The organism is Natronorubrum marinum (assembly GCF_052040125.1).
In the GTDB taxonomy this organism is placed as follows: Archaea; Halobacteriota; Halobacteria; order Halobacteriales; family Natrialbaceae; genus Natronorubrum.
Genome location: NZ_JBPPFV010000001.1, coordinates 292,631 through 317,719 on the forward strand (window position 1 = coordinate 292,631; position 25,089 = coordinate 317,719).

24 protein-coding genes are annotated in these 25,089 nt (G+C 63.0%); 19 read left to right on the forward strand and 5 right to left on the reverse strand.

The genetic code is table 11. From position 1 onward, the window contains the following. Positions 1 to 109 precede the first annotated feature (109 nt). The 3 genes from ACSFC5_RS01525 to ACSFC5_RS01535 are packed head-to-tail and all read left to right on the forward strand — an operon-like array spanning position 110 to position 4,717. On the forward strand, positions 110 to 1,378 hold the full coding sequence (locus ACSFC5_RS01525; protein ID WP_440763508.1) for an ABC transporter substrate-binding protein: 1,269 nt from the start codon (positions 110 to 112) through the stop codon (positions 1,376 to 1,378). Then, positions 1,378 to 3,825 carry a methyl-accepting chemotaxis protein gene (locus ACSFC5_RS01530; RefSeq protein WP_440763509.1) on the forward strand — a complete coding sequence of 816 codons (2,448 nt, stop codon included), beginning with the start codon at positions 1,378 to 1,380 and terminating at the stop codon, positions 3,823 to 3,825. Before ACSFC5_RS01525 ends, ACSFC5_RS01530 begins: the two co-directional genes overlap by 1 nt. Before the next feature lie 49 nt (positions 3,826 to 3,874). Further along, positions 3,875 to 4,717, forward strand: a complete 843-nt coding sequence (locus ACSFC5_RS01535) for a polyprenyl synthetase family protein (protein WP_440763510.1) — start codon at positions 3,875 to 3,877, stop codon at positions 4,715 to 4,717. 58 nt (positions 4,718 to 4,775) lie between these two features. Here ACSFC5_RS01535 and ACSFC5_RS01540 read toward each other — a convergent pair whose 3' ends face one another. Further along, a complete protein-coding gene (locus ACSFC5_RS01540) occupies positions 4,776 to 5,894 on the reverse strand; it encodes a DUF373 family protein (protein WP_440765004.1) in 1,119 nt (372 codons plus the stop codon). Positions 5,895 to 6,172: 278 nt separating this feature from the next. Here ACSFC5_RS01540 and ACSFC5_RS01545 point away from each other — a divergent pair, with 278 nt between their 5' ends. After that, on the forward strand, positions 6,173 to 7,168 hold the full coding sequence (locus ACSFC5_RS01545) for a radical SAM protein (RefSeq protein WP_440763511.1): 996 nt from the start codon (positions 6,173 to 6,175) through the stop codon (positions 7,166 to 7,168). A 227-nt stretch (positions 7,169 to 7,395) separates the two neighbouring features. Here the strand turns inward: ACSFC5_RS01545 and ACSFC5_RS01550 are convergent, their stop codons facing one another. Beyond that, positions 7,396 to 8,751, reverse strand: coding sequence for a helix-turn-helix transcriptional regulator (locus tag ACSFC5_RS01550; RefSeq protein ID WP_440763512.1), 1,356 nt, complete (start codon positions 8,749 to 8,751; stop codon positions 7,396 to 7,398). A gap of 213 nt (positions 8,752 to 8,964) precedes the next feature. On the opposite strand from ACSFC5_RS01550, the gene ACSFC5_RS01555 reads away from it, so the two are divergent. Together ACSFC5_RS01555 and ACSFC5_RS01560 are read left to right on the forward strand one after the other, a co-directional pair. Further along, positions 8,965 to 10,182, forward strand: coding sequence for a DUF7096 domain-containing protein (locus tag ACSFC5_RS01555; protein WP_440763513.1), 1,218 nt, complete (start codon positions 8,965 to 8,967; stop codon positions 10,180 to 10,182). 141 nt (positions 10,183 to 10,323) lie between these two features. Further along, entirely contained in the window at positions 10,324 to 10,884 is a 561-nt protein-coding gene (locus ACSFC5_RS01560; RefSeq protein WP_440763514.1) for a type IV pilin domain-containing protein, read from the forward strand. Between the two features lie 31 nt (positions 10,885 to 10,915). Here ACSFC5_RS01560 and ACSFC5_RS01565 read toward each other — a convergent pair whose 3' ends face one another. Then, positions 10,916 to 11,539 carry a methyltransferase domain-containing protein gene (locus ACSFC5_RS01565; RefSeq protein ID WP_440763515.1) on the reverse strand — a complete coding sequence of 208 codons (624 nt, stop codon included), beginning with the start codon at positions 11,537 to 11,539 and terminating at the stop codon, positions 10,916 to 10,918. Between the two features lie 156 nt (positions 11,540 to 11,695). Here ACSFC5_RS01565 and ahaH point away from each other — a divergent pair, with 156 nt between their 5' ends. The 10 genes from ahaH to ACSFC5_RS01615 all read left to right on the forward strand — a co-directional run bounded on the left by ahaH (position 11,696) and on the right by ACSFC5_RS01615 (position 22,503). After that, positions 11,696 to 12,028: an ATP synthase archaeal subunit H gene (ahaH, locus tag ACSFC5_RS01570; protein WP_440763516.1), complete on the forward strand. Its 333-nt coding sequence runs from the start codon at positions 11,696 to 11,698 to the stop codon at positions 12,026 to 12,028. Further along, the gene (locus ACSFC5_RS01575; RefSeq protein ID WP_440763517.1) at positions 12,015 to 14,222 is read left to right on the forward strand and encodes a V-type ATP synthase subunit I; all 2,208 of its coding nucleotides are present in this window, start codon (positions 12,015 to 12,017) and stop codon (positions 14,220 to 14,222) included. Before ahaH ends, ACSFC5_RS01575 begins: the two co-directional genes overlap by 14 nt. 5 nt (positions 14,223 to 14,227) lie before the next feature. Further along, complete coding sequence (locus ACSFC5_RS01580) at positions 14,228 to 14,494, forward strand: ATP synthase subunit C-like protein (RefSeq protein ID WP_440763518.1); 267 nt, start codon at positions 14,228 to 14,230, stop codon at positions 14,492 to 14,494. Positions 14,495 to 14,516: 22 nt separating this feature from the next. Then, the gene (locus tag ACSFC5_RS01585; RefSeq protein WP_440763519.1) at positions 14,517 to 15,098 is read left to right on the forward strand and encodes a V-type ATP synthase subunit E; all 582 of its coding nucleotides are present in this window, start codon (positions 14,517 to 14,519) and stop codon (positions 15,096 to 15,098) included. Further along, the gene (locus ACSFC5_RS01590; RefSeq protein WP_440763520.1) at positions 15,095 to 16,162 is read left to right on the forward strand and encodes a V-type ATP synthase subunit C; all 1,068 of its coding nucleotides are present in this window, start codon (positions 15,095 to 15,097) and stop codon (positions 16,160 to 16,162) included. The genes ACSFC5_RS01585 and ACSFC5_RS01590 overlap by 4 nt, the downstream gene beginning before the upstream one ends. Continuing rightward, positions 16,159 to 16,488: a V-type ATP synthase subunit F gene (locus tag ACSFC5_RS01595; RefSeq protein WP_440763521.1), complete on the forward strand. Its 330-nt coding sequence runs from the start codon at positions 16,159 to 16,161 to the stop codon at positions 16,486 to 16,488. Before ACSFC5_RS01590 ends, ACSFC5_RS01595 begins: the two co-directional genes overlap by 4 nt. Positions 16,489 to 16,491: 3 nt before the next feature. Beyond that, a complete protein-coding gene (locus ACSFC5_RS01600) occupies positions 16,492 to 18,255 on the forward strand; it encodes an ATP synthase subunit A (RefSeq protein ID WP_440763522.1) in 1,764 nt (587 codons plus the stop codon). Between the two features lie 2 nt (positions 18,256 to 18,257). Beyond that, on the forward strand, positions 18,258 to 19,676 hold the full coding sequence (locus tag ACSFC5_RS01605; RefSeq protein ID WP_440763523.1) for a V-type ATP synthase subunit B: 1,419 nt from the start codon (positions 18,258 to 18,260) through the stop codon (positions 19,674 to 19,676). Between the two features lie 136 nt (positions 19,677 to 19,812). Continuing rightward, the gene (locus ACSFC5_RS01610; RefSeq protein ID WP_440763524.1) at positions 19,813 to 20,748 is read left to right on the forward strand and encodes a DUF7382 domain-containing protein; all 936 of its coding nucleotides are present in this window, start codon (positions 19,813 to 19,815) and stop codon (positions 20,746 to 20,748) included. Between the two features lie 141 nt (positions 20,749 to 20,889). Continuing rightward, complete coding sequence (locus ACSFC5_RS01615; RefSeq protein ID WP_440763525.1) at positions 20,890 to 22,503, forward strand: long-chain-fatty-acid--CoA ligase; 1,614 nt, start codon at positions 20,890 to 20,892, stop codon at positions 22,501 to 22,503. Here ACSFC5_RS01615 and ACSFC5_RS01620 read toward each other — a convergent pair whose 3' ends face one another. Continuing rightward, on the reverse strand, positions 22,504 to 22,770 hold the full coding sequence (locus tag ACSFC5_RS01620) for a DUF8143 family protein (protein WP_440763526.1): 267 nt from the start codon (positions 22,768 to 22,770) through the stop codon (positions 22,504 to 22,506). A 67-nt stretch (positions 22,771 to 22,837) separates the two neighbouring features. On the opposite strand from ACSFC5_RS01620, the gene ACSFC5_RS01625 reads away from it, so the two are divergent. From ACSFC5_RS01625 to ACSFC5_RS01635, 3 genes are all read left to right on the forward strand, one after another. Then, on the forward strand, positions 22,838 to 23,041 hold the full coding sequence (locus ACSFC5_RS01625) for a zinc ribbon domain-containing protein (RefSeq protein ID WP_440763527.1): 204 nt from the start codon (positions 22,838 to 22,840) through the stop codon (positions 23,039 to 23,041). 86 nt (positions 23,042 to 23,127) lie between these two features. Next, positions 23,128 to 23,862, forward strand: a complete 735-nt coding sequence (locus ACSFC5_RS01630) for a V-type ATP synthase subunit D (protein WP_440763528.1) — start codon at positions 23,128 to 23,130, stop codon at positions 23,860 to 23,862. Positions 23,863 to 23,887: 25 nt separating this feature from the next. Beyond that, a complete protein-coding gene (locus ACSFC5_RS01635) occupies positions 23,888 to 24,280 on the forward strand; it encodes a DUF6276 family protein (RefSeq protein WP_440763529.1) in 393 nt (130 codons plus the stop codon). A 384-nt stretch (positions 24,281 to 24,664) separates the two neighbouring features. Here ACSFC5_RS01635 and ACSFC5_RS01640 read toward each other — a convergent pair whose 3' ends face one another. Continuing rightward, positions 24,665 to 25,063: a DUF5811 family protein gene (locus ACSFC5_RS01640; protein WP_440763530.1), complete on the reverse strand. Its 399-nt coding sequence runs from the start codon at positions 25,061 to 25,063 to the stop codon at positions 24,665 to 24,667. Positions 25,064 to 25,089 lie beyond the last annotated feature (26 nt).

Consider the following 25,089-nt stretch of genomic DNA (forward strand, 5'->3'; position numbering starts at 1 on the left):
CGGGCAGTCGGCACTCGAGCGGCGGATCGCCGACTAACGAGTCAGAATATTGTATCATCGTTGATGAGTGCCCAACATAGCTATGTATCCGTAATCAAATACGATTCGTATGTCAGTCCGACTGAAACGCCGGAAGCTCCTGTCAGCCGCGGGTGTCGCTGGACTCAGCGGCCTCGCTGGCTGTCTCGGTAGTTTCTCCGGGTTCGACGTTCGCGACACCGAAGATGGAGATGGTGGCGGTACCGATCGAACGATCAAACTCGGTGTCATGCTACCGCTCAGCGGCGATCTCGGCTCCGTGGGGGAACCGATTCGGGACGCCGCGTTACTCCCGATCGATCAGGTCGAAGACGAGATCGATCTCGAGATCGAGTACGAGGTCGTCGACACGGAGACCTCCCCGTCGGCGGGCGTACAGGGGGCCGCCCGCCTCGTCAACGACGGCTATCCGATGGTCAACGGGCCGGCGGCCTCGGACGTGACGCTGCAGGCGACCCAGCAGGTACTCATTCCACACCGGGTCGTCAGCTGTTCGCCCTCGGCGACGACGCCGACGATCACGGCCCTGAACGACGCCGGCCTCGTCTTCCGGACGGCGCTGTCGGACTCGTTACAGGCGGTCGTCCTCGCGGAGCAGGCGACGGCGGATCTCGGTCACGACAGGGCGGCGACGCTGTACGTGAACAACGACTACGGCTGGCAGCTGAGTCAGGCGTTTACGCAGGCGTTTCAGACAACCCACGGTGGGACGGTGTCGGCTCAAGTTCCGTTAAACGAGGAGAACGACTCCTACGCCGCTGCGATCGAACAGGCCAGGACGGACGATCCCGACCTCCTGATCGTGATCGGCTACCCCGAGACGGGCGCACAACTGTTTTCGGATCTGGGCGACGACCTCGACGGGATCGACGTGCTCGTCACCGACGGTCTCCGAGACGGCGGCCTTCACGACGAGGTCGACCACTCGATCGACGGCGTCCGCGGCACGGCGCCGCTGGTCGGCGGTCCCGGCGAGGAGTTCTTCGCCGACGGGTTCGAAGACGCGTACGACGCCGAACCGGGGATCTTCACGGCCCACGCCTACGATTCGACGGCCGTGCTCTTGCTCGCCAACGCGTACGCCGGGCAGAACGACGGGACGGCGATCAGAAACGCCATGCAGACGGTGACGAATGACCCCGGAGAAGTGATCGAACCGGAGACGCTCGCCGAGGGGCTCGAACTCGCGGCACGGGGCGAACCGGTCGAGTATCAGGGCGCCTCGAGCGCGTTGTCGTTCGACCAGAACGGCGACGTGACGGACGCGACGTTCGAGTACTGGGAGTTCGATCGAGAGGCGGATGGCGGTATTGCCGAAATAGACAGGGTGACGACCTGATGTCTCGACTCGCAACGCTGGTCCCGTCGTTCATCAGACGGCGATACCTCGCGAAGTTCGTAATTTCGATTCTGGTGGTCGTCCTGGTCATCGGCTCGGTCGGCGCTGTCAGCTACACCGCCATCGACGACACTGTCAGAGCCGATTCGAACGAACAACTCGAGTCGACCGCGGAGTTGCAGGCGGACGGAATCGGCGAGTGGGTCGAATCGATGCGCGTCCAGACGCGGACGGCGTCGGCCTCGCCGGTGTTACAGGACGGCGATCCACAGGAAGTACAGGGCGAGATCGTCGAGGCCCAAGCGCGGATGTCCGTCGACGTGCGGGCGATCCACTACGTCGACACCGAGAGCGACGAGGTCGTCACGAGCACGGACGCGGAACTCCGCAGCCAATCGCTCGCGGACGTCGAGGATCCGTGGGCGACGACCGACTTCCAGGGCGAACTCGCGTTCGACGATGCGGTGTGGAACTCCGAGCAGGCCTACACGTCACCGTCGCTCGACGATCAGGTGATGGCCTTCGCCAGTCCGGTTTCCGAACGCGACGATCGCGTCGTCGTCGTCATCGGGACGCTTGAGTACCGCGTCCAGCAGCTTCAGCAGGAAGGCGCGTCGTCGTCGACGGCTATCGTCGACGCGGACGGAACGCCGGTCCTGCAGTCCGAGAACGCGTCGATCGACGAGGCGTCGGTCGACGACGAGGCACTCGAGGCCGCGCTGGGCGGTCGGCTGACGCGCGTCGACGACGGCGAGTTCGTTCGAGCGTACACCCCGGTCGGCGACACGCAGTGGGTCGCCGTCACGAGCGTCCCGACCGAACAGGCCTACGGCGTCGCGACCGACGTCGGTACCAACGTCATCGCGATGGTGCTCGTGAGCCTGATCGCGCTCGGCGTCGTCGGGGTCGTGCTGGGTCGCCAGACGGTCGTCCCGCTCGCCGAGTTGCGCGATCGGACGAAGGAGATGGAGGAGGGGGACCTGGACGTCGATCTCGAGACCGCTCGGGAGGACGAGATCGGTCGGCTCTACGAGGGCTTCGACAGCATGCGCACCTCGTTGCGGAATCAGATCGAAGAGGCCGAGGAAGCCCGTCGGGATGCGGAGCAGGCACGCACCGAAACCGAGACGATCAACCGCCACCTCGAGACCAAAGCGGACGAGTACCGCGACGTGATGGCTCAGTGTGCGAGTGGAGACTTGACCCAGCGGCTCGATCCCGAGAGCGAGAGCGAGGCGATGGCCGATATCGCCCGCTCGTTCAACTCGATGGTCGACGAACTCGAGGAGACGACCGCTCACGTCAAGACGTTCGCCACCGAGGTCGCGACGGCGAGCGAAGAGGTGACGACGAGCGCCGAGGAGGTTCGATCGGCGTCCGAGCAGGTGACGGTGTCCGTCCAGGAGATTTCCGACGGTGCGGACGAACAGAACCAGCACCTGCAAGCGGTCGCGACCGAGATGAGCGGCCTTTCGACGACGACCGAAGAGATCGCGGCCTCCTCGAACGAGGTCGCCGACCTCGCCGAACGGACGGCCGAAACGGGCCGTCACGGCCGCAAAGCGGCACAGGAGGCGATCGACGGGATGCACGAGATCGAATCCGAGTCCGCCGAGGCCGTCGAGGCGATCCAGGCGCTCGAGGCGGAGATGGAACAGATCGACGAACTGGTCGAGTTCATCTCCGAGGTCGCCGAGCAGACGAACATGCTCGCGCTGAACGCCAACATCGAGGCCTCGCGCGGAGCCAACGACGACAGCAGCGGGTTCGCCGTCGTCGCCTCGCAGGTCAAAGAGCTGGCCGAGGATACGAGAGAGACCGCCGAAGACATCGAGAAACGACTCGAGCGGATCAACGAGCGGACCGACCACACGGCGACGGAGGTCCAAAAGACCGCCGATCGGATCTCGACGCACGTCGACTCCGTCGAGAACGCGGCGGCGGCGCTCGACGAGATCGCCGACTACGCGAGCCAGACCAACGACGGTGTCCAGGAGATTTCCGCGGCGTCCGAAGAGCAGGCCGCCTCGACGCAGGAAGTCGTCGCGATGGCCTCGGCGGCGACCGACATCTCCGAGACGACGGCGCAGGAGGCCCAACACGTCGCGGCCGCGGCGGAGGAGCAGACGTCGGCCCTCGCCGAGGTGTCCGAGAACGCGAACTCGCTGGCCGGACAGGCGGCACACCTCAGCGAGGCGCTCGACCGCTTCGACACCGACCAAAGCTCGCAGTCCTGGTCGACCGACGCCGACCCCGCACTGACCGACGAAGCCGGCGGGGAGCCCGAAACGGGAACCGAACTGAGCTTCGAGGAGGACGAACCGACCGAGACGGACGCCGAACGGACCGAAGATGACGATTCCGCAACAGCCGAGCCGGACGCGGACACGTTGGAGCCGGACCAAACGGACCAGCCGTTCTCGTTCGACCGCGTCGACGAGTCCTGACTTCGGCTGATCCGTCACCTACTTTGTACCCCCGTCCTAAGCGCTGGCAATGGAACGTCTGGAGCGTCGTCGGGCGCTGATCGAGGAGCGCCTCGTCGAGGTGATCGACGCCCTCGAGCCGGACTCGCTCAGAGAGGAGGTCCGCCACACGGCGCTCTCGGGCGGCAAACGCGTCCGGCCGATGGTCGCACTGCTAGCCTGTGAAACCGTCGGCGGCACGGCCGATGACGCGGTCGATTTCGGCGTCGGTATCGAACTCGTCCACAGCGCGTCGCTCGTCATCGACGATATTATCGACCGCTCCGAACTGCGCCGCGGGACGACCAGTGCGTGGGCCGAGTTCGGCTACGGGCCCGCCATCGTCTCGAGCGACGGCCTGCTCGGGGAAGCGTTCGCCCTCTTTTCGGCGGATCCGAAGGCGACGCAGGTCGTCGCCGAGGCGATGGTCGAACTCGGCGTCGGCGAGGCGACGGAGCTGTCGGCCGAGCCGGAGACGGAGGACGAATACATGACGCTGGCGCGCCGAAAGACCGGGGCGCTCTTTCGGGCCGCCGCGGAACTCGGAGCTATCGCGGCCGATTCGGACCCCGTCACCGTCGAGGCGCTCGGCGAGTACGCCGAACGCGTCGGCGTCGCCTTTCAGATCAGAGACGACGTGCTGGATGCGATCGCCGACCCCGAAGCGCTAGGGAAACCGACCGGCCACGACGCCGCCTTAGAGCGTCCGTCGGTCGTCCAGGTCACCGATCTCACCCCGGAGGAGGCCAACGCCCGCGCTCGAGCCGAGTCGGACCGCGCGATCGACGCGCTCGACCGCGTGGAAGTCGCCGATCCGGCGGCCAGAGACTACCTGCTCGAGTTGGCGGAGTTCGTCGTCGAACGCGAGCGGTGACTCGAGGCGAAATCGTGCGGTAACGATCCTTGCTGTTGTCCTCCCGCGAGCGCTGTCGCTATACTCGCTGTCGCGTCTCGTTGGTCTCGTGGTCGCCCTCCTCGTCCGAAAACCGCGACTCGAGGACGGCGAACGTGAGGGTGCTCACGATGCCAAGTAGCGTCCCGACCGTCAGCGCCGTCGCGAGGTAGTTAATTTCGACTTCGTTTAAGAAGTATGCGCTCACCGCGTGCAGGACGATGGCGATCGAGAGGACGTAGAAGGGGGCGTTGAGGTACCGCCACTCGAGTCGCCCCGCGATGTACTCGTCGGTAATCTGGCCGAGGCTCGTGGTGAGACCGGCGGCGGCGATCCACTGGACCGAGCCGTAAGCGAACGCGGCGAGCATGACCGGGGCGCCGATATCGTCCGCGGTGCCCTGCTGGATCTCCTCTAAGGTGTTCATCCCGCTGACGCCCCCGAGGACGAACAGGGCCGCGGCGACGACGTAGGCGAGCAGCGTCGTCCGGCCGGCGTACAGCGACCGTCGGCCGCGTTCGACGGCGTCGTCGAGTCGGTCGCCGAGGCCGAGCCCGCGGGAGATGAGGTAGAATCCGAGGAGCGCGGAGGTCGTCCCGAGCACGATGCCGGGCATGTCCAGCACGCTTCCGATCAACGCGAGCGGATAGATGAGGAGGAGGATCCCGAGCGGAATCAACACCGTCCCTCGCGTCTCGGGGTCGTTCAACACCTGTTTGATCGTGTAGTACATCGACTCCAAGTTCTGAGCCTGTCGGACGACGACGCGGCGAACGCCGTCGATCGGGACGCGCGAGCGGATGATCGGGATGACGGACTCGTCCTGTGCACCGTCGGTGACAACGAGCGCAGTCACGTCCTCCGCGGTCGAAAGACTCGCGAGGACCGTATCGACCTCGTCGCCAACCTCTCGATTTGCCTTGACGTCGCCCTCGTCGTTGCCGGTGACGACGGCAACTTCGACGCTCTCGTCGCGTTCGTCGAGATCGTCGTAGATGTGTAACCCTTGAAAGATGACGTTGACGTCGGAGTCCTCCGGGTCTGCGGTCGCGAGGGCGACGGCCGCTTCCTCGACCGGGTCGCGACCGATGACCGGCGTCGAAAAGCCCGTTTTCCGGCCGAGGTCGTCGTCGAGGTCGACACAGAGGACCAGCAGCATCTGCACGAACGTTTGAGCGCGGGGTATTTCCATCTTCTGGGGACGACGGAATTCACGGGACGGCTCGACGAAGGCACAGACGACAGCGGGGCGCGGGGCGATACCCGGGGCGGAAGCTCTCGGAAGGGGTTCGCGGATGTGGCGTGTCCCTACTCCGCACCAGCGGTCGCGTTCTCGAGCAGAGAATCGACTAGCCGCTCGAGACTGTCGTGCCCAGCCGACTCACGGCGCGTTCGTTTCGCACGGCTTTTGTGGACGCGCCCAGTACGTTCCCTCGAATGATCTCGAAGGGCTGTGAGCAGTGCGCGAAAGGCGGCAAGATGGTGCTGTTCGTGTACGGGTACTGCGACCAGCGTGACTGCTTTTACTGCCCGCTCGGCGAGAACCGCAAGAACGTCACCGACGTCTACGCGAACGAGCGACTCGTCGAGAGCGACGAAGACGTCCTCACGGAGGCCCACCGGATGGACGCCTTGGGCACGTCGATCACCGGCGGCGAACCGCAGGAGGCGCTCGACCGAACCTGTCACTACCTCGAACTCCTGAAGGAGGAGTTCGGCGAGGACCACCACACCCACCTCTATACGGGTATTCCTGGCGGCCGCGAGAACATGCGCCGCCTCTCCGAGGCTGGACTCGACGAGATTCGGTTCCACCCGCCGCTGGAGCTGTGGGGCGAGATGCACGGCACCGAGTGGGAGGATATCCTCTACATCGCTCGCGAGGAGGGGCTCACGCCGGCGTTCGAAATTCCCGGCATTCGCCCCGAGCCGGAGTTCCTCGACTTTCTCGACGAGGGTGCGGCCGAGTTCTGTAACGTCAACGAGTTCGAGATGAGCGACGGGAACTATCGCCGGATGCAAGAGGAGGGCTTCGAACTCAAGGAAGACCACATGAGCGCCGTCGAGGGTTCCCGCGAGGACATTCTCGAGGTGATGGGCGACCACGAGAAGGTCTACTTCTGTACTTCAGTCTTCAAGGACGCCGCCCAGCACCGCCGTCGCCTGAAACGCATGGCCCGAAACATCCGCCGGGAGTTCGACGACATCACCGACGACGGCACGCTCGTCTACGGCAAGACTCGAGCCGAACCCGAGCGTTTCGAGGCGCTGGGCGTTCCCGAGGAGTTCTACACCGTCAAGACGGACCACGTCGAGATCGCCTGGTGGCTCTTAGAGGAGATGATCGAGGAAGGCGATCTCGAGGACGGCGAAATCGTCGAGCAGTATCCGACGTACGATGGACAGGTCGTCGAGCGGACGCCGTTGGTGTGAGTACGGCGAGCGACTGGAAGGAGTGAGCGGCTTTTTGGTGGAGATTTTTGGAGGCGGGTGAGCAGAGCGAACCCGACGAGAAAAAGGTCCATGTGGCAGGTCGTCGAGCGGACGCCGTTGGTGTGAGTACCGCGAGCGACTGGAAGGAGTGAGCGGCTTTTTGGTGGAGATTCTTCGAGGAGCAGTGCGTAGACAGAGCGACGGAACCTGAGGGAAAACGGTCGTCGTCAATCCAGCTCGGTCGGGTCCACTTCGGGGAGCGTGATGAGGTTCTCTCGACCGATGCGGAGTTTCTCGATCTCCTCGTCCTCGTCCATCTGCGAGAGGAGTTGGGAGACCTTGGCGTTCGACCAACCGGTCTCTTTGACGATCGAGGCCTGTTTCATCCGCCCGCCGTTTCGGGTAAGCATCCGCAGGACGCGTTCCTCGTCGCTCAGCAGTTGGGGATCGATCTCGTCGTCGGGTGTCTCTTCGTACTCGAGTCGAGTCCCGGCGGCACTCGTCGGCCCATCCCCGACAGCGTCCGCCGCGCCGCCGGACCGAACTGCGGTTCCGCCGTCGGTGTCGGTCGCGGACGCGCCTTGATCATCAGCCCCGTCTCGAGCGACAGCCCCCGAGCGTAAGCGAGCGAGGAGGCCGAGTTCGTCGACCCGCTCGGAAATGCGATAGAGAGGGGCGGGAAGATCGCTTATCTGGTCGCGACGGGCAAAGAGGTAGCTTCCGATCCCGACGGCGAAGACGACGCCGACGACGCCCGCGATCAGCCAGTTCGGGATTCCGAAGGAGGATGTAGCGCCACCGCCACCGCTGCGGACGAAGACGATCTCGAGTTCATCGCTGCTGAACTCGTAAGGGCCGTCCCAGTTGAGCGTCGTGGAATACTGTGTGTCGAGGGCGTAGCCGGATGGTGGCTCGATAACGAGACGCTGTCCGTCAACTAGGGCAGAAAAGCTCGTCATCGCGTCACCGAAATAGATTCGATCGCCCTCGACAGTTGCAAAGTTCGTCCACGTAAACGAGTACGAGATGATACCGACTTTGAGATCAGTATCTGCGTCAGTCTCGGGCAGCGATCCGTCTTCGATTCCGGCTTCCTCCGGTGAGACGATTCGGGGTTCGTCCCAACCCGGGTTCTCGAACGTCATCTCTCGACCGGTCGCCTGCTGTGCATCCTCTCGAAACGTATCGAACTGCTGGGAGTCGTATGAAACGTCTCGTTGACCGCTCGTGACTTCGTCAGCGTAATCGACGAACGCTGTTTCGTCGTCCTCGTCGGTGAGCAGGAAGCGACTTTCGATCGTCCACGTCGCGTCGCCGGTTTCAGTGACGCTGATTCGGATTACCTGCTTGGGATCGGTAGACTCAAGCGAAGACTGAGACGCTGTCGGGCTCGGTGAGCCAAGAGACCACTGAGGTTCAGAGAGTGTCGTGGAGGTGGAACGCTCGTAGAGTGACTGGTCGCTGAGTGGGACTGGCTGTGTCTGCTCGGGGGCAGAGGAAGCAGGTGTAGCAGCTGCTACCCCGAGGAGAGAGGTCACGAGGAGGGCAGTAAGGGCGAGTGTAACGGCGGTGGATACCCGCATACGTACCACCACGGTGGTTCCCCAGGGGAAAAAACACTTTCCATCCAATAATAAGACGTTATTGCCCGAGATGAACCCTTACTCCGAGAATGACGACGCGCCAAGCGGCTGCAAAATGGGATGAAACGGCCGTAAAACGAGGATGATATATCAACGAGGCGACCAACCAACAGGGCGACCAGTTTTTGTATCAGGAGTTCTTACGGTGAGGCGATGAACAGCGCGACTCCCGCCCTCCTCGCGTTGCTTCTCGTCCTCTCGCTCGTTGCAATTCCTGTTGCAGCAGGGCCAGGAAGTGAGGCACACGATCAGCCACAACCGGCACTACAAGAGCAGAAGCAGGTAGTGACGTACGATGAGGCAGCCGAAGAGACGAGCAATCGTCTCACACTCGACGGCGAAACGAGAAGCGAATACATCGAGTACGGGGCAGACTTCGGAACGCTACTCCGAAGTAGCGACGACGAACTTCGGACCGACTACGACCAATACGTCACCCTCGACCGAGACTTTGAGGAAGCGAGTGACAGCGAACGAGAAGCGATGGTCGACGCAGCATACGAGGATGTCAAAGATCGAGCAGGCGAACTCGAAGAGAGAGAGCAAGCGGCCGTCGAGGCTCACGCGTCGGGACAGATAACGACGACCGAGTTGCTCCAAACTGTGTTGCGGAACTATAACGAGGCGGCGACGCTCTCGGATACCCTCGGCGAGATCGAGGAACAAGCGGATCGGATTCCGGGATACTCACTGTCGGTTCAGGACGACCAGAACGAACTCGAGATGCACCGAACCCCAGTACGAGCACATCTCGAGAGGGCGGCACACGGACAGGTGCCTGATAACGCGGTGCTCATCGTCGAGACGTCAGAAGCGGGCTACACTCTCTCGTACCTCGACGGCAGCTACATCCGTGAGGCGACTGACTTCGATAATCGGAGGGCTGCATGGGTGAGTGAGTTCGACGATATCACTGACGCGTACGATCACGCAAGCGAACTGTATCCGTGGGTGTTCGAAACCGGCCGCTCCCCGACGGCTAACGAGCACACGACGGTGAATCTGTACCAGATTCAAGCCTCGCACGATCAGGGGCGCCTTGAGGCATATCTCGATGGTGGAACCGGTAACGTACACCGTGAAGTACAGGTGCTTAGTCATACGTCGCTGCCGACGGAAACCGAAACCGTCTGGACCGACGGGAACTCCAACATAACGGTTAACCAGACACCCTCGAACGGGCCAGTCGAGGTATCCGTGACTGACGCAGCAACCAACGAATCGAAGGCAGCGACGATCACGGTCGATGGATTCGAAGTCGGCGAAACCGACGGCGATGGTTCCATATGGTTCGCGCCTCCCGCCGGACCGTTCGAACTGGCGGTGGAGACCGAAACCGGGACGATCGAGGTAACGGTTCCGGACGACTAATTCGCAGCGAACCCGTTTGCGGGGTTTGACGGGAACGATCAGTCGGAAACGAATCTACTCGAAAAAGCGTTGGTCGATAGTACGAGTGTGTACAATTGGTTGAGCCGCATTTTTATATCCGATCGAGCGGTCAGACAGCGTGTGTCACGTCGCTCGAATGGTCCACCTTCCGACTGGAGCGTCGATCCCGGAAGTGACTGCACCGGCGGGGAGAGCGTCGATAAGACGACATTTGGTTCCAACGTTCGAGCCGTCAGCCGCCTCGTCGGCGTGCTCGCGCTGCTCGCCATAACGGTCCTGCTGGCGACGATGGTCGCGGTCGGTGCCAGCACGTTGTCGCTCGAGTCGGGCGGGCCGACCGCGGCGTTCGATCTCGCGGTCGACGGGGAGGAGTCGACGGTGGCGATCGATCACCGTCAGGGCGATGCCATCGACGTTACGGAGCTGTCGATACGGATTACGGTCGACGGCGAGGAGTTGGCCGACCAGCCGCCGGTGCCGTTCGTCGGCGCGGAGGGGTTCGACGGCTCGCCGACGGGGCCGTTCAACGCGGAGACCGATCCCGAGTGGCGGACCGGAGAGCGCGCGAGCGTCACGGTTGCCGGGACGAACGATCCGGAGATCGAATCCGCGGATACGGTCGGCGTCACGCTCGCCGTCGACGGGACTCGGATAGCGACGCTCGAGACGACGGCGACGTAACGCGGGGATAACGAGGGTTGATAATCAGCGATTACTCGGGAGCGCGACCGATCGTCGTAATGGCGACGTCCGGGTCGTAGGACGGTCCCTGAAACAGGTGTTTGACGTCCTCGAACCCGGCTCGTTTGAACATCCGGTCGGCCTCGTACTCGTCGTAAAAGAGCATGATCGAGTCCGCGAGTTTCTGCGCGAGGATGCTGTCGGGGTAGTTCGGCCCGACGACGAGCACCTGCCCGCCGGGTTTCAGGACGCGACGGAACTCCCGAAGCGCGAGGATCGGGTTCGGCCAGTACTCGATCGAGCCGGACGACCAGACGACATCGAACGTGTCCGTCGCGAACGGCAGCCGTTCGGCGTCGCCGCGGTGGAAGTGAACCGGCGGAGCGTGTTTGCCGAGTTTCGCGTAGGCCTGCTCGAGCTGGTGTTCGCTCTGGTCGAGCGCGTACACCTCGTCGACGTGTTCGAGTAGCCCCTCCGTCGCGAAGCCGGTGCCACAGCCGACGTCGAGGACGGTCATCCCCTCGTCGAGATCGAGCAGTTCGAGGGCGTCGGCGCGCATCTCCTCGTTCCAGATGAATGGATTAACCTGGTCGTACACGTTCGAGAGGTACTTGTAGAACAGTCGGGCTCTGGCCTTGTTCTCGAGGATTCCCATTGTGGGTGGATTTCAGCCGGATCGGGATATGTCTGCTGTTCCCGTCGGTCACGAACCGTATAATCGACACAGACCGATGTTCCCGCGGGCGGAATCGCTGGGTGACTTTCGCAACTACCATATACGCGCCCTTGTAAACGTCCACCCGCTTAGAGTATGCCGAGGCCAGAGGTTCTCGAACGAATACAGTCGGCGGAAGAGGAAGCCGACGAGATCGTCGCATTGGCACAGAACGACCGCGACGAGCGAATAGCCGAGGCCCGGAAACGTGCCGAGGAGATTCGCACGGAAGCGGAACAAGAAGCGCGGGATCTCAAGGAGCGCCAGCTAGAAGCGGCGCGCGAAGAGATCGACGAGGAGTGCGAACGCGTCCTCGAAGAAGGAGAACAGGAGCGTGCGGCGCTAGCCGAACGTGCCCAGGACCGGGTCGACGAAGTGACGGACCACGTCGTCGAACTGTTCCAGGAGGACGTCCATGCTCAGACCTGAGCGGATGAGCAAGATCTCGGTGACCGGATCCAAGGGCGTCATGCCCGCGGTCATCGAGACGGTTCACGGACTGAACCTGGTTCACCTCTCGGACTACGACGGCTCCTGGGAGGGGTTCGACAACGGGAACCCCGTCGAAGGAGCTGACAGCGCATCCGAGAAGCTGGTGACCGTCCGCGCCCTCGAGAGCACCCTGGAGCTGTCGGCCGACGAGGCCGAGCCGGGGACCCTCGAGGAGAACTGGGAGTCGCGTATCGAGGAGATCCGAACGCGGGTCAACGAACTCGACGACCAGCGCAGCGAGGTCCGCGAGGAGCTTCGACAGGTCGAGGAGAAGATCGGCCGCGTCGCTCCTTTCGCGGAGCTCGGAATCGACCTCGACCTCCTGTCGGGGTACGACACGGTCGACGTCGTCGTCGGCGAAGGGCCGCGCGCCCAAGTCGAAGACGCCGTCGCTGCATCCGACGAGATTCGAGCCTACGAGACGTTCACCGGTGGTGACGTCGTGGCTATCGTGGCCGCGCCCACCGCAGACGCCGGCTCGAGTCCGATCGACGACGCCCTGGTCGGCGTCGAGTTCACCCGGCACCCGGTGCCGGAGACCGACCAGACGCCGAGTGCGTACGTCGACGAGCTGTCGGAACGCAAACGCGAACTCGAGTACGAGATCGAAGATATCGACGCCGAACTCGAGCAGATCAAGGCGAACGAAGCCGGCTTCCTCCTGCGCGTGGAAGAAGAGCTGACGATCGACGTTCAGCAGGCTGAGGCGCCGCTGCAGTTCGCGACGACGGATCGCGCGTTCATCGCGGAGGGATGGATCCCGAGCGACGAGTACGACGACCTCGTCGCGTCGCTGAACGACGCCGTCGGCGACAGCGTCGAGATCGAAGAACTCGAGCGCGCGAGCTACGACCGCCACGGCAAGACCCACACGGAGGACATCCAGCAGGGTGCCCAGGCGGCGAAAGACGACGAAGAGGCTGCGTCGGACGACGGTCAGCAGCAAAAGGCCGTCACCGACGGCGGCACGGCGGTGACGATGAACGATGAGCCGCCGACGATTCAAGACAATCCGTCGGCAGTGAAACCGTTCGAAGCGCTGGTGAATGCAGTCAACCGACCGAAATACAACGAACTCGATCCCACGATCTTCCTGTTCCTGACGTTCCCGCTGTTCTTCGGCTTCATGATCGCCGACGTCGGGTACGGGCTCCTGTACGTGTTGATCGGCTTCTATATGTACCAGAGCTTCGACAGCCCCGGGATCACGAGTCTCGGGGGCGTCGCGATGTGGGCGGGCGCGTTCACGATCTTCTTCGGCATCATGTTCGGAGAGATCTTCGGCCTCCACGAACTGGGCTACATCCTGTTCGATGGCCACCCGCCGATGGAAGACAAGGGACTTGCACCCGCGACTGAGAACTTCGCTCTCACGTGGGTCGTCGTGAGCGTCCTGCTCGGCGTGATCCATCTGAACATCGCGTACATTCTGGATTTCGTTGAGAACATCCAGCACGGCCACGGCCTCTGGGGAGCGATTACCCACAGCGGCTCGTGGATATTGATGCTCAACGGACTCTGGATCTGGGTGTTCACGCCACAGGGAGCGAGCGCGAAGCCCGACTTCCTGTTCGAAATCTTCGACGGCGCGGCGTTCAACTTCGGGTTCAGTAGCTTCCCGATGATGACGCTGGTCGAACTGCCGATCGCCGGCGGATTCGAACTCACCCTCCCAGTAGTGATGCTCCTACTCGGGATCGTCCTGCTGGCGATCGGTGATCCCGTCGAACTCGCGGAGTTCGCGATTCCGTTCGCACACGGCGTCTCCTACGCCCGGATGGCGGCGGTCCTGCTCGCAAAGGGTGGGATGGCGTTCGTCGTCAACCTGCTGGTGTTCGGTGGCGTCGAGACAGAAGAAGGGACTCGCCCTTTCCTCGCCCCATGGACTGACTATACCCACGAATCCGGCGAAGTGATGTTCGAAGGCCTGATCCACATGGGTCCGATCGCGCTCGTCTTCGGACTCGTCCTATTGGTCGTCGGACACATTGTAGTCTTGCTACTTGGTATCACAAGTGCCGGATTACAGGGTATCAGGCTCGAGTACGTCGAGTTCTTTGGGAAGTTTTATGAAGGCGGTGGAAAGAACTACGAACCGTTCGGACACGATCGAAACCACAGCGAGGATTAACTACAATGGCACTTGAACTTGGACCTGAACTGGCGGATGTTGCACTGCAAGCAGAAGAAGTGAGCGGCCCAACCCTCGAGAACGAAGGTGCAGCGGCACTGGCAGTCGGTCTCGCGGCACTCGCCGCCGGATATGCAGAGCGTGGTATCGGCGCCGCAGCGGTCGGCGCAATCGCCGAGGACGACGATATGTTCGTTCCAGGCCTGATCATGACCGTCCTTCCAGAGACGCTCGTGATCCTGGCACTGGTCGTCGTCTTCATCGTCGGATAACTACCGCCCCCTTCTCTCACCAATGAGTTTGGATACAGTCGTAGAAGACATTCGAGAAGAGGCCCACGCGCGTGCGGAGGACATCCGCGCCGAGGGCGAAGCGCGCGCCGACGAGATCGAATCGGCCGCCGAGGAGGACGCCGAGGAGATCCTTAGCGATGCGGAGCAAGCAGTCGAGCGCGAGATCGAGCAGCTTCGCGAACAGCGACTCTCCAGTGCCAAACTGGAGGCGAAACAGAAGCGCCTGGAGGCCCGCCGTGACGTCCTCGGCGACGTTCGCGAGCAGGTCGAGGACGAACTCGCCGCCCTCGAGGGAGAGACCCGCGAGGAGCTGACGCAGGCTCTCATCGACGCGGCGAGCGACGAGTTCGACGAGGGAGACGACGTCAACGTCTACGGTCGCGACAGCGACGAAGAACTGATTACGTCGATTCTCGACGACTACGACAGCTACGAATACGCCGGCGAGTACGAGTGTCTCGGTGGCGTCGTCGTCGAGAGCGACCAATCTCGAGTCCGAGTCAACAACACGTTCGACTCGCTGCTCGAGGACGTCTGGGAAGACAACCTCCGGGAGATCAGCAACAGACTCTTCGAACAATGAGCGTAGGTGCCTCGAATCCGGAATACGTGAACGCTCGCGTTCGGTCACGTCGAGCCTCGCTGTTCGCGGACGAAGATTATCGGAAGCTGATCCGGATGGGGCCGAGCGGGATCGCACGGTTCATGGAAGAATCGGAGTACGAACGCGAGATCAACGAACTCGGCGCACGCTTTTCGGGTGTCGACCTGATCGAGTACGCGTTAAACCGGAACCTCGCGAAACACTTCCAGGACTTGCTCGATTGGTCGGACGGTCGACTGTACGACCTCATCGCCCGCTACCTCCGGAAGTTCGACGTCTGGAACCTGAAGACGATCATCCGCGGGATCTACACCGAAACCGATCCCGAGGAGATCCGGACGGACCTGATCATGGCGGGCGAACTCGAGGAGGCGACGATCGATCGACTGCTCGAGGTCGACGAGATCGAGGATGCGATCGAGGTACTCAACCGGACGATCTACTACGATCCCCTCACGGAAGCGTACGAGGAGTTCGAAGAGACCGGTGCGCTCGTTCCCCTCGAGAACGCGCTCGACCGGGAGTTCTACGAGCACCTGCTCGACGACCTCTCCCGCGGTCCGGCGGCCGAGCCCCAGGAGGGGCCGGAGGCGAAGTACGTCGAGTTCCTGCAAGCGGAGATTGACTTCCGGAACGCCCGAAACGCCCTGCGACTCGCTCGCAGCGGTGCCGACCTCGATCCCGCAGCCTACTACATTGAAGGCGGCGTACTGTTCGACCAGTCGGAGCTGAGCCGGCTCGTCAACGACTACGACGCGCTCGTCGATCACATCGGCGAGAACAAACGCTACGGCAAGCGCCTCTCGGGGGCGATGGATCGGCTGCGGAACGCTGACAGCCTTATCCAGTTCGAGCACGCACTAGACGCTGCGCTGCTCGAGTACGCGGATACGCTCTCGAGCATCTATCCGGCCTCGATCTCGGCCGTACTGTCGTACATCCTCGCCAAAGAGCGCGAGGTCGAGAACATCCGTGCGATCGCTCGCGGACGCGAGGTCGGACTCGAGGAGAGCGAGATCGAAGAGGAGCTAGTGATCCTATGAGTCAGGAAATCGCAGTCGTCGGCAGTCCGGAGTTCACGACCGGCTTTCGCCTCGCGGGAGTCCGTCGCTCCGAGAACGTCCCGGACGACGAGAAGGAGAGCGACCTCGACGACGCCGTCACGAACGTCCTCGAGGACGACGGCGTCGGAATCGTCGTCATGCACGACGACGACCTCGAGTACCTCTCGCGGAACGTGCGCCAGACCGTCGAGACGAGCGTCGAGCCGGTCGTCGTCACGATCGGCAGCGGAACCGGCGGCGGCGGACTGCGCGACCAGATCAAGCGTGCGATCGGTATCGACCTGATGGACGAAGACGAACAATAAACTATGAGCCAGGCAGAAGACACCCAGACCGTCGACGAAGACGGTGTAATCGAAAGCGTGAGCGGTCCGGTCGTGACCGCCGCGGACCTCGACGCCCGGATGAACGACGTCGTCTACGTCGGTGACGAAGGGCTGATGGGCGAGGTCATCGAGATCGAAGGGAACCTGACCACGATTCAGGTGTACGAAGAAACCTCCGGCGTCGGCCCGGGCGAACCCGTCGAGAACACGGGCGAACCGCTCTCCGTCGACCTCGGACCAGGTGTGCTGGACGCCATCTACGACGGCGTCCAGCGCCCGCTCGACGTCCTCGAGGAGAAGATGGGGACGGCGTTCTTGGACCGCGGGGTCGACGCCCCCGGGATCGACTTCGAGACGGAGTGGGAGTTTACCCCGACCGTCGAGGTCGGCGACGCCGTCGAACCCGGCGACGTCGTCGGTGAAGTGCCCGAAACCGAGAGCATCACGCACCGCGTGATGGTCCCGCCGGACTACGAGGGTGGCGAAGTGACGTCGACCGAGAGCGGCGAGTTCACGGTCGACGAGACCGTCGTCGAACTCGACTCCGGCGAGGAGATCACGATGCACCAGGAGTGGCCCGTTCGTGAGGCCCGCCCCGCAGACACGAAGGAGACGCCGACGATCCCACTCGTTTCTGGGCAGCGAATTCTCGACGGCCTCTTCCCGATCGCGAAAGGTGGGACGGCCGCGATTCCCGGTCCTTTCGGCTCCGGGAAGACAGTCACCCAGCACCAACTCGCCAAGTGGGCCGACGCGGACATCGTCGTCTACGTCGGCTGCGGCGAGCGCGGCAACGAGATGACCGAGGTCATCGAGGACTTCCCGGAACTTGAAGACCCGCAGACGGGCAAGCCGCTCATGTCCCGGACGTGCCTCATCGCGAACACGTCCAACATGCCGGTCGCAGCCCGAGAGTCCTGTATCTACACGGGAATCACCATCGCGGAGTACTTCCGCGACATGGGCTACGACGTCGCGCTGATGGCCGACTCCACCTCCCGGTGGGCCGAAGCCATGCGCGAGATTTCGAGCCGACTCGAGGAGATGCCCGGCGAAGAGGGGTATCCCGCATACCTCGCCGCGTCGCTCTCGGAGTTCTACGAGCGCGCCGGCAAGTTCCAGCTGTTAAACGGCGACGAGGGATCGGTGACGGCGATCGGTGCCGTCTCGCCGCCCGGCGGCGACTTCTCCGAACCCGTCACGCAGAACACCCTGCGTATCGTCAAGACGTTCTGGGCGCTGGACGCCGACCTCGCGGAGCGTCGGCACTTCCCCTCGATCAACTGGAACGAGTCGTACTCGCTGTACCGACAGCAACTCGACCCCTGGTTCCGAGAGAACGTCGCCGAAGACTGGCCGGAGGTTCGCCAGTGGGCGGTCGACGTGCTCGACGAGGAGGCCGAACTGCAGGAGATCGTCCAGCTCGTCGGCAAGGACGCCCTGCCGGAAGACCAGCAGCTGACCCTCGAGGTCGCACGCTACCTGCGTGAAGCCTGGCTCCAGCAGAACGCGTTCCACGACGTCGACACCTACTGCGACCCGAAGAAGACCTACCGGATGCTCGGCGCGATCCGGACGTTCAACGACGAGGCCTTCGAGGCGCTCGACGCTGGCGTTCCGGCCGAGGAGATTCAGGACGCCGACGCCCTTCCGCGACTGAACCGGATGGCGACGGCGGAGGAGTGGAACGAGTTCATCGACGAACTCGAATCGGATATCGAATCGCAGATCAGAGCGATGTACTAACGATGAAAGAGTACCAAACAATCACGGAGATCAGCGGCCCGCTGGTGTTCGCCGAGGTCGACGAACCCGTCGGCTACGACGAGATCGTCGAAATCGAAACCGACGACGGACGAACGCTGCGCGGACAGGTGCTGGAATCGAGCGAAGGCGTCGTCTCGATCCAGGTGTTCGAGGGGACGGGCGGTATCGACCGCAACGCCTCCGTTCGGTTCCTGGGCGAGACGATGAAGATGCCCGTCACCGAGGATCTCCTCGGACGGGTGCTCGACGGCTCCGGCAACCCGATCGACGGCGGTCCGGAGATCGTCCCCGACGACCGCATCGATATCGTCGGCAAGGCGATCAACCCCTACTCTCGCGAGTACCCAGAGGAGTTCATCCAGACCGGCGTTTCCGGTATCGACGGCATGAACACGCTCGTTCGCGGCCAGAAGCTCCCGATCTTTTCGGGCTCCGGACTCCCCCACAACGACCTCGCGCTCCAGATCGCCCGCCAGGCGTCGGTGCCCGAGGAAGAGGAAGGCGACGACGACGAGGGGTCGGAGTTCGCAGTCATCTTCGGTGCGATGGGAATTACCGCCGAGGAGGCAAACGAGTTCATGGACGACTTCGAGCGCACCGGCGCGCTCGAGCGCTCGGTCGTCTTCATGAACCTCGCGGATGACCCCGCAGTCGAGCGGACGGTCACGCCGCGACTCGCCCTGACGACGGCGGAGTACCTCGCCTTCGAGAAGGGCTACCACGTGCTCGTCATCCTCACCGACATCACGAACTACTGTGAGGCGCTTCGCGAGATCGGTGCGGCACGCGAGGAGGTTCCGGGTCGGCGTGGCTACCCCGGATACATGTACACCGACCTGGCACAGCTCTACGAGCGCGCCGGTCGAATCGAGGGCAAGGAGGGGTCGGTCACGCAGATTCCGATCCTGACGATGCCCGGCGACGACGACACCCACCCGATTCCGGACCTGACCGGCTACATTACGGAAGGCCAGATCGTGATGGATCGGGACCTGAACAGCCAGGGGATTGAGCCGCCGATCAACGTCTTGCCATCGCTCTCGCGACTGATGGACGACGGGATCGGCGAGGGGCTCACCCGTGAAGATCACGCCGACGTCTCCGACCAGATGTACGCCGCCTACGCGGAGGGTGAGGACCTGCGCGACCTCGTGAACATCGTCGGTCGCGAGGCGCTCTCCGAACTGGACAACAAGTACCTCGACTTTGCCGACCGGTTCGAGGAGGAGTTCATCCAGCAGGGGTACGACAACAACCGCTCGATCGACGGCACGATCGAACTCGGCTGGGACCTCCTGTCGGAGCTTCCAAAGGAGTCCCTCAACCGGATCGGCGAGGATCTCATCGAGGAGCACTACCGCGAAGACGAGACGGAAGCCGCCGAAGTCTCGGCCGACTGATCGACGCGGTTTCGCGGTCCCATTTCTCCCGGTTCGATCTCACCGATAGTCGATCGGCCGGCTCAGGGGGCACCCGAACGCTGACGGGCTCGGAGTAATGACAATAGTTATTTCAATTCAACTAACACGATGTCGCATGGACGATCGCATTTCACGGCGACGGCTGCTCTCCACAGCGGCGGCTGGCAGTCTGACGGTCGGCGTCGCCGGCTGTCTCGACGAGTTCGGTAGCGAATCGAGTGATGATGACGATGACGACGCGACAGCCGACGCCGGGAACAGCCCCGAAAACGCCGACGACGATCTTTCCGACGAAGACGAGACGTATGCGACTGCCTGCGAGGCTGGTACCGAATTCCTCGAGACGACCTTCGAGGGTGAGTTCGAGGCGGCCGGCGACTACTACCCCCACGAGTATCTCGCGGAATACGACCGAGAGTACTTCGTCGACTACCTCGAGGGTCGATTTGGCGACGCCGCCGAGGAGTACGATCTCACGGCCACGAACTGTGCCGAATCGACGGACGATCACGACATGATCGAGGCGGCCCGCGACGAACTAGACGCCGAGGTGACGGCGGGCGAGTGGCTCACCTACGAACTCGACCTCGAGACCGACGAAGAGGCGGTATCGGAGTTGCTCGACGTCCTTGCGATCGAGATCGAGGGAACGTGGTACGCCGGCGTCGTCGACGTCTCCGTACCGGACACCGAGGTAACGGTCGAAATCGCCGAGGCCAGTCAACAGATTGACGCGGACAACGAAGATGCAGCGGTCCTCGTCTCCGTGTTCGATGAGAACGGAGAGACCGTGCCGGGCGCGACGGTGATCGCTACCGGCGGATCGGCCCAACTCGAGGGCGTTGTCCACGCCGAAACGGGTGCCGCCGACGACCTCGAGGGAACCTACGACGACCTCGAAGAGCATCAGGCAGTGCTGAATTTCGACGGTCGACAGTCGCTTCGCGACGATCAAGAGACGGGGACGATCGAACTGGACATCGTGCCGCGGTCCGACAGCAACTACGTCGACGAGCATCCGAACCGCGACATTCTCGTCATCAGAAACTGACCTCGAGTCCGGAGACAGTGGATCGTTTTCATCCGTTTGATAGCTGGGATTCGTCACACGCTCGAGCCAGAGGACGCCGAACTGGGAACGACCGAAACTTCTGTACGTCTCGTCGGTGAAGGGTCGAGTGGTGTGGTATAAATGCACAAGCCATTGCTCACGACAGACTTTCTCGACCGGGCGCGGACGCACTACGGCGACGACGAGGCCGTGGTCGCTACGACGGGTGAACGGTTCACCTACGGCGAACTGGGGGAGCGCGCCGATCGGTTCTCGGCGGCCCTGCAGGAACGCGGCATCAAGAAGGGCGATCGGGTCGCCGTCTTGGATCCAAACACGCACTACCACCTCGAGGCCGCCTATGGGATCATGCAACTGGGCGCGGTTCACACGCCGCTGAACTATCGGTTGACGCCGAACGATTTCGAGTACATTCTCAACGACGCGGGCGTCGACGCCATTTACGCGGACTACGACTACGCCGAGAACATCGAGGCGGTTCGCGAGTCAGTGCCGACGGAGACGTTCGTCACGAACGATGCGGACGCGGTAGACGGTGAGTGGGAGGAATTCGACGAGGTGCTCGAAGAGGCCGGCACCGACTACGACCGTCCCGAGATGAGCGAGGACGAGATCATCACGATCAACTACACCTCGGGGACGACGGGCGATCCGAAGGGCGTCTGTCGAACCCACCGCTGTGAGACGATTCACGCCTACCTGATCACCGCCCACCAGGAACTCCGAGACGACGACGTCTACCTCTGGACGCTGCCGATGTTCCACGCGAACGGCTGGGGTCACATCTTCGCGGTGACCGGAATCGGCGCGAAACACGTCTGTACCCGCGGCGTCGACGCCGCGGACATCTTCGAGGCGGTCCGGAGCGAGGACGTCTCCTACATGTGCGGCGCACCGACGGTGTTGAACATGCTGACCAGCCACTACGCCGAGCACGAACCCGAGACGACGGGCGACGCCGACGTTCGGCTGGCAACCGCCGGGAGCGCGCCGCCGGAGGCGACGATCCGAACCGTCGAGGAGGAGTTCGGCTGGTACATGAAACACGTCTACGGGGCGACCGAGACCGGCCCGCTGATCACCACCTCCGACGCGCGACGGCATTTCGACGACGGGAACGATGACCGATTCCGGATCAAGAAACGGCAGGGCCTCGCCTATCTGGGGACCGAGGTCCGCGTCGTCGACGAGGACGGGAACGACGTCCCCCGCGACGACGAGACGATCGGCGAGATCGTGGTTCGCGGCAACCAGATCATGGAAAAGTACTGGAACAAGCCCGCAGAGACCGAGGAGGCCTTTAACGATCGCGTTGAGGGCTACTACCACATGGGCGACCTCGCGACCGTCGACGAGAACGGAATGGTCTCGATCCAGGACCGCAAGAAGGACATCATCATCTCCGGCGGCGAGAACATCTCGAGCATCGAACTCGAGGACACGCTGTTCGACCACCCCGAAATATCTGACGTGGCGGTCATCCCGGCCCCCAGCGACCAGTGGGGTGAGACGCCGAAGGCGTTCGTCGTGCCCGAGAGCGGCGATCCGGACGACCCCGGCGTGACTATCGACGAACTCGTCGACTTTACGCGAGACAACCTCGCGGGGTACAAGGTAGTTCGGGAGATCGAATTCGTCGAGGAACTGCCGACGACGGCGACCGGCAAGGTCCAGAAGTACGAACTCCGCCAGGAGGAGTGGGAGGACGAAGACCGGATGGTCGGACAGGGGTAGCTATCGCCACCGGCCGTCTCGGCCAGCGTCGTCCGTTCGCGACCCCCAGTCGGCTTCCGATTCGTGATCGTCAGCGTCCCATCCGACTGTGGTATCGCCCGCGTTCGACCGCGATTCGGGCCGCCCGCCGCGTTCTCTGGCGAGTCGCTCTGCCTCCGTCCGGTCGACGATCGTCGGGTTCGAGGTCTCGTCGGCAATCGCCAGCCACAGGACGAGTGGAATCGCCAGGGAGAGTAGGAGGACGAGGAGGACGACTGCGCCGGACATGAGTCTGGTACGTTGCCGGACGATCTCCAGACACAAAGAATTTACCGGATGACATGAATCGAGGGATATGAAAGACGGCGACCGCGGCTGTCCGAAGTGTCAGCACACGGAGACCGAAATCGACGAGATTTCGACGACCGGAACCGGGCTGTCGAAGTTTTTCGACATCCAGAATCGGAAATTCATGGTCATCAGTTGCACCAACTGCGGCTACTCCGAACTGTATCGGGGCCAGTCGTCGGGAACCATGGTCGATCTCTTCCTCGGATGAGTTGCTGCTCGAGGGCCGTCCCACGGCCACAGCGGCCAGGGAAACTGTAAACAGTTATCCGACTGGGGGCGCAATCCCCCCACAAGATGGCCAAGGACGTCAAGCCCACCCGCAAGAACCTGATGGAGATCGAGGATCGCATCGAACTCTCCGAGCGGGGGCACGGGACGCTCGAGAAGAAACGGGACGGGCTGATCATGGAGTTCATGGACATCCTGGATAAAGCCCAGGACGTCCGCGGCGACCTCGCACAGGACTACGAGGACGCCCAGAAGAAGATCAACATGGCTCGAGCCATGGAGGGCGACGTCGCGGTCCGCGGGGCCGCCGCCGCGCTGCAAGAACACCCAGAGATCACCACCGAATCGAAAAACATCATGGGCGTCGTCGTCCCGCAGATCGAGTCCTCCCGCGTCTCGAAGCGCCTCGACCAGCGCGGCTACGGGATCATGGGGACTTCCGCCCGCATCGACGAGGCCGCCGAGGCCTACGAGGACCTACTCGAGAGCATCATCCTCGCCGCCGAGGTTGAGACGGCCATGAAGAAGATGCTCCGCGAGATCGAGACGACGAAGCGACGCGTCAACGCTCTCGAGTTCAAGCTCCTGCCCGACCTCTACGACAACCAGGAGTACATCGAGCAGAAACTCGAAGAGCAGGAACGCGAGGAGACCTTCCGCCTGAAGAAGATCAAGGAGAAGAAAGAGGCGGAGGAGAAAGCGGAGCGAGAGGCCGAAGCGGAGGCAGAAGCGGCGGACGCGAGCACGGCCGAACCCGACATGGAACAGTCGACTGCGGGCGGCGTTTCGGGCGGCGACTGATCGTATTGGGTTTCTCTTCTTTCAGATGGCCTGTTCAGTCTGTGATTCGCCGACGGTCTCGTTTTCGGTTCCCGAGCAGTATCGCGAGTTCGCACCGGCGCAGGCGTCGGCCGCAACGTGCTGTACGCGCTGTCTTACCGTCGAACCGGCCGACGACGACACGCTCGCGGAACCCGACTTCACCCGCGTGAGTAACGCGTTTCCGACGAGCGAGGCGGCGATTCCGCTCGCGCTCGCGCTGGGTTTGTGCTCGTCGCTCGCGACGAACCGCGCGGCGATCGAGGAGCTACTCGAGGCCGTCGAACGCGCCGGAACGGATCCGCTGTTGGTGCTCGATCGGCTCGTCGCCGATCCCGAGCTCGAGCCGGAAATCGACCTCGAGCGACGACGGCACCAGATCGAGCAGTTACTGTACTGACGGCTTCGTAGCGTATGGCTACGACGCAGATCTCCGGAAGTCGGGCGTGAACCATCCGCTCAGTACAGACGAAGGCGTTACCGCTCAGGCTGACCAAACTACGTGCAGTGGCGCACGCTGTCGATCGACCGAACGAACGTGAGGTCGGGCGACGAAAACGTGCGAGGTCGTCGTGAGTGTAACGAGCGACGGCTTGGAAGTCGCGAAGCGTCTTCCAGTGGATGAGCGAACGACCGGAGGGAGGAAGCGAATCGGTTGGGGAGGACGTGGTAATCATTGCCCCCAGGGCAGCAACACGCTCGCTCTCACCAAATCATCATTAACACAGCTCCGTTCACTAAGCCCGAACCGTGAAAGGGACGCAAAACAAAGGCGACACTGCGACTACTTCCCGGTCGGCGTCACGTTGTTGCTGACCGCCTGTTTCACCTGCAGTGCCGCGCTGGCGGCCAGTCCCCGAGCCACCTCGCTGCGCTCGTCGGCGGTGATGACCTCCTCGCCGGCCGCGACGTCCTCGAGGTCCGGCGTAAACCCGGCACTGACGGCGTGACCCACCGGCGGCCGGACCGCAACGGTGACTTGAGGACCGGTCATCCCGCTCGAGATATCGGAGTCGACGACGTACTCGCTGGGGAGGAACTCGCGGGTTTGGGCGGCGATTCGCGAGACGTCGCGGTGAAGCAGTCGCTTCTGATCCCTCGAGAGGTCCGGAACGTCCGCCGCGGCACGCTGACCAGCACCCGTTTCTCCCGGCAGCCCTGCGTACGGCGTATTTCCGTTCATGAGAAGTGTGTACCGGTCACAATGCG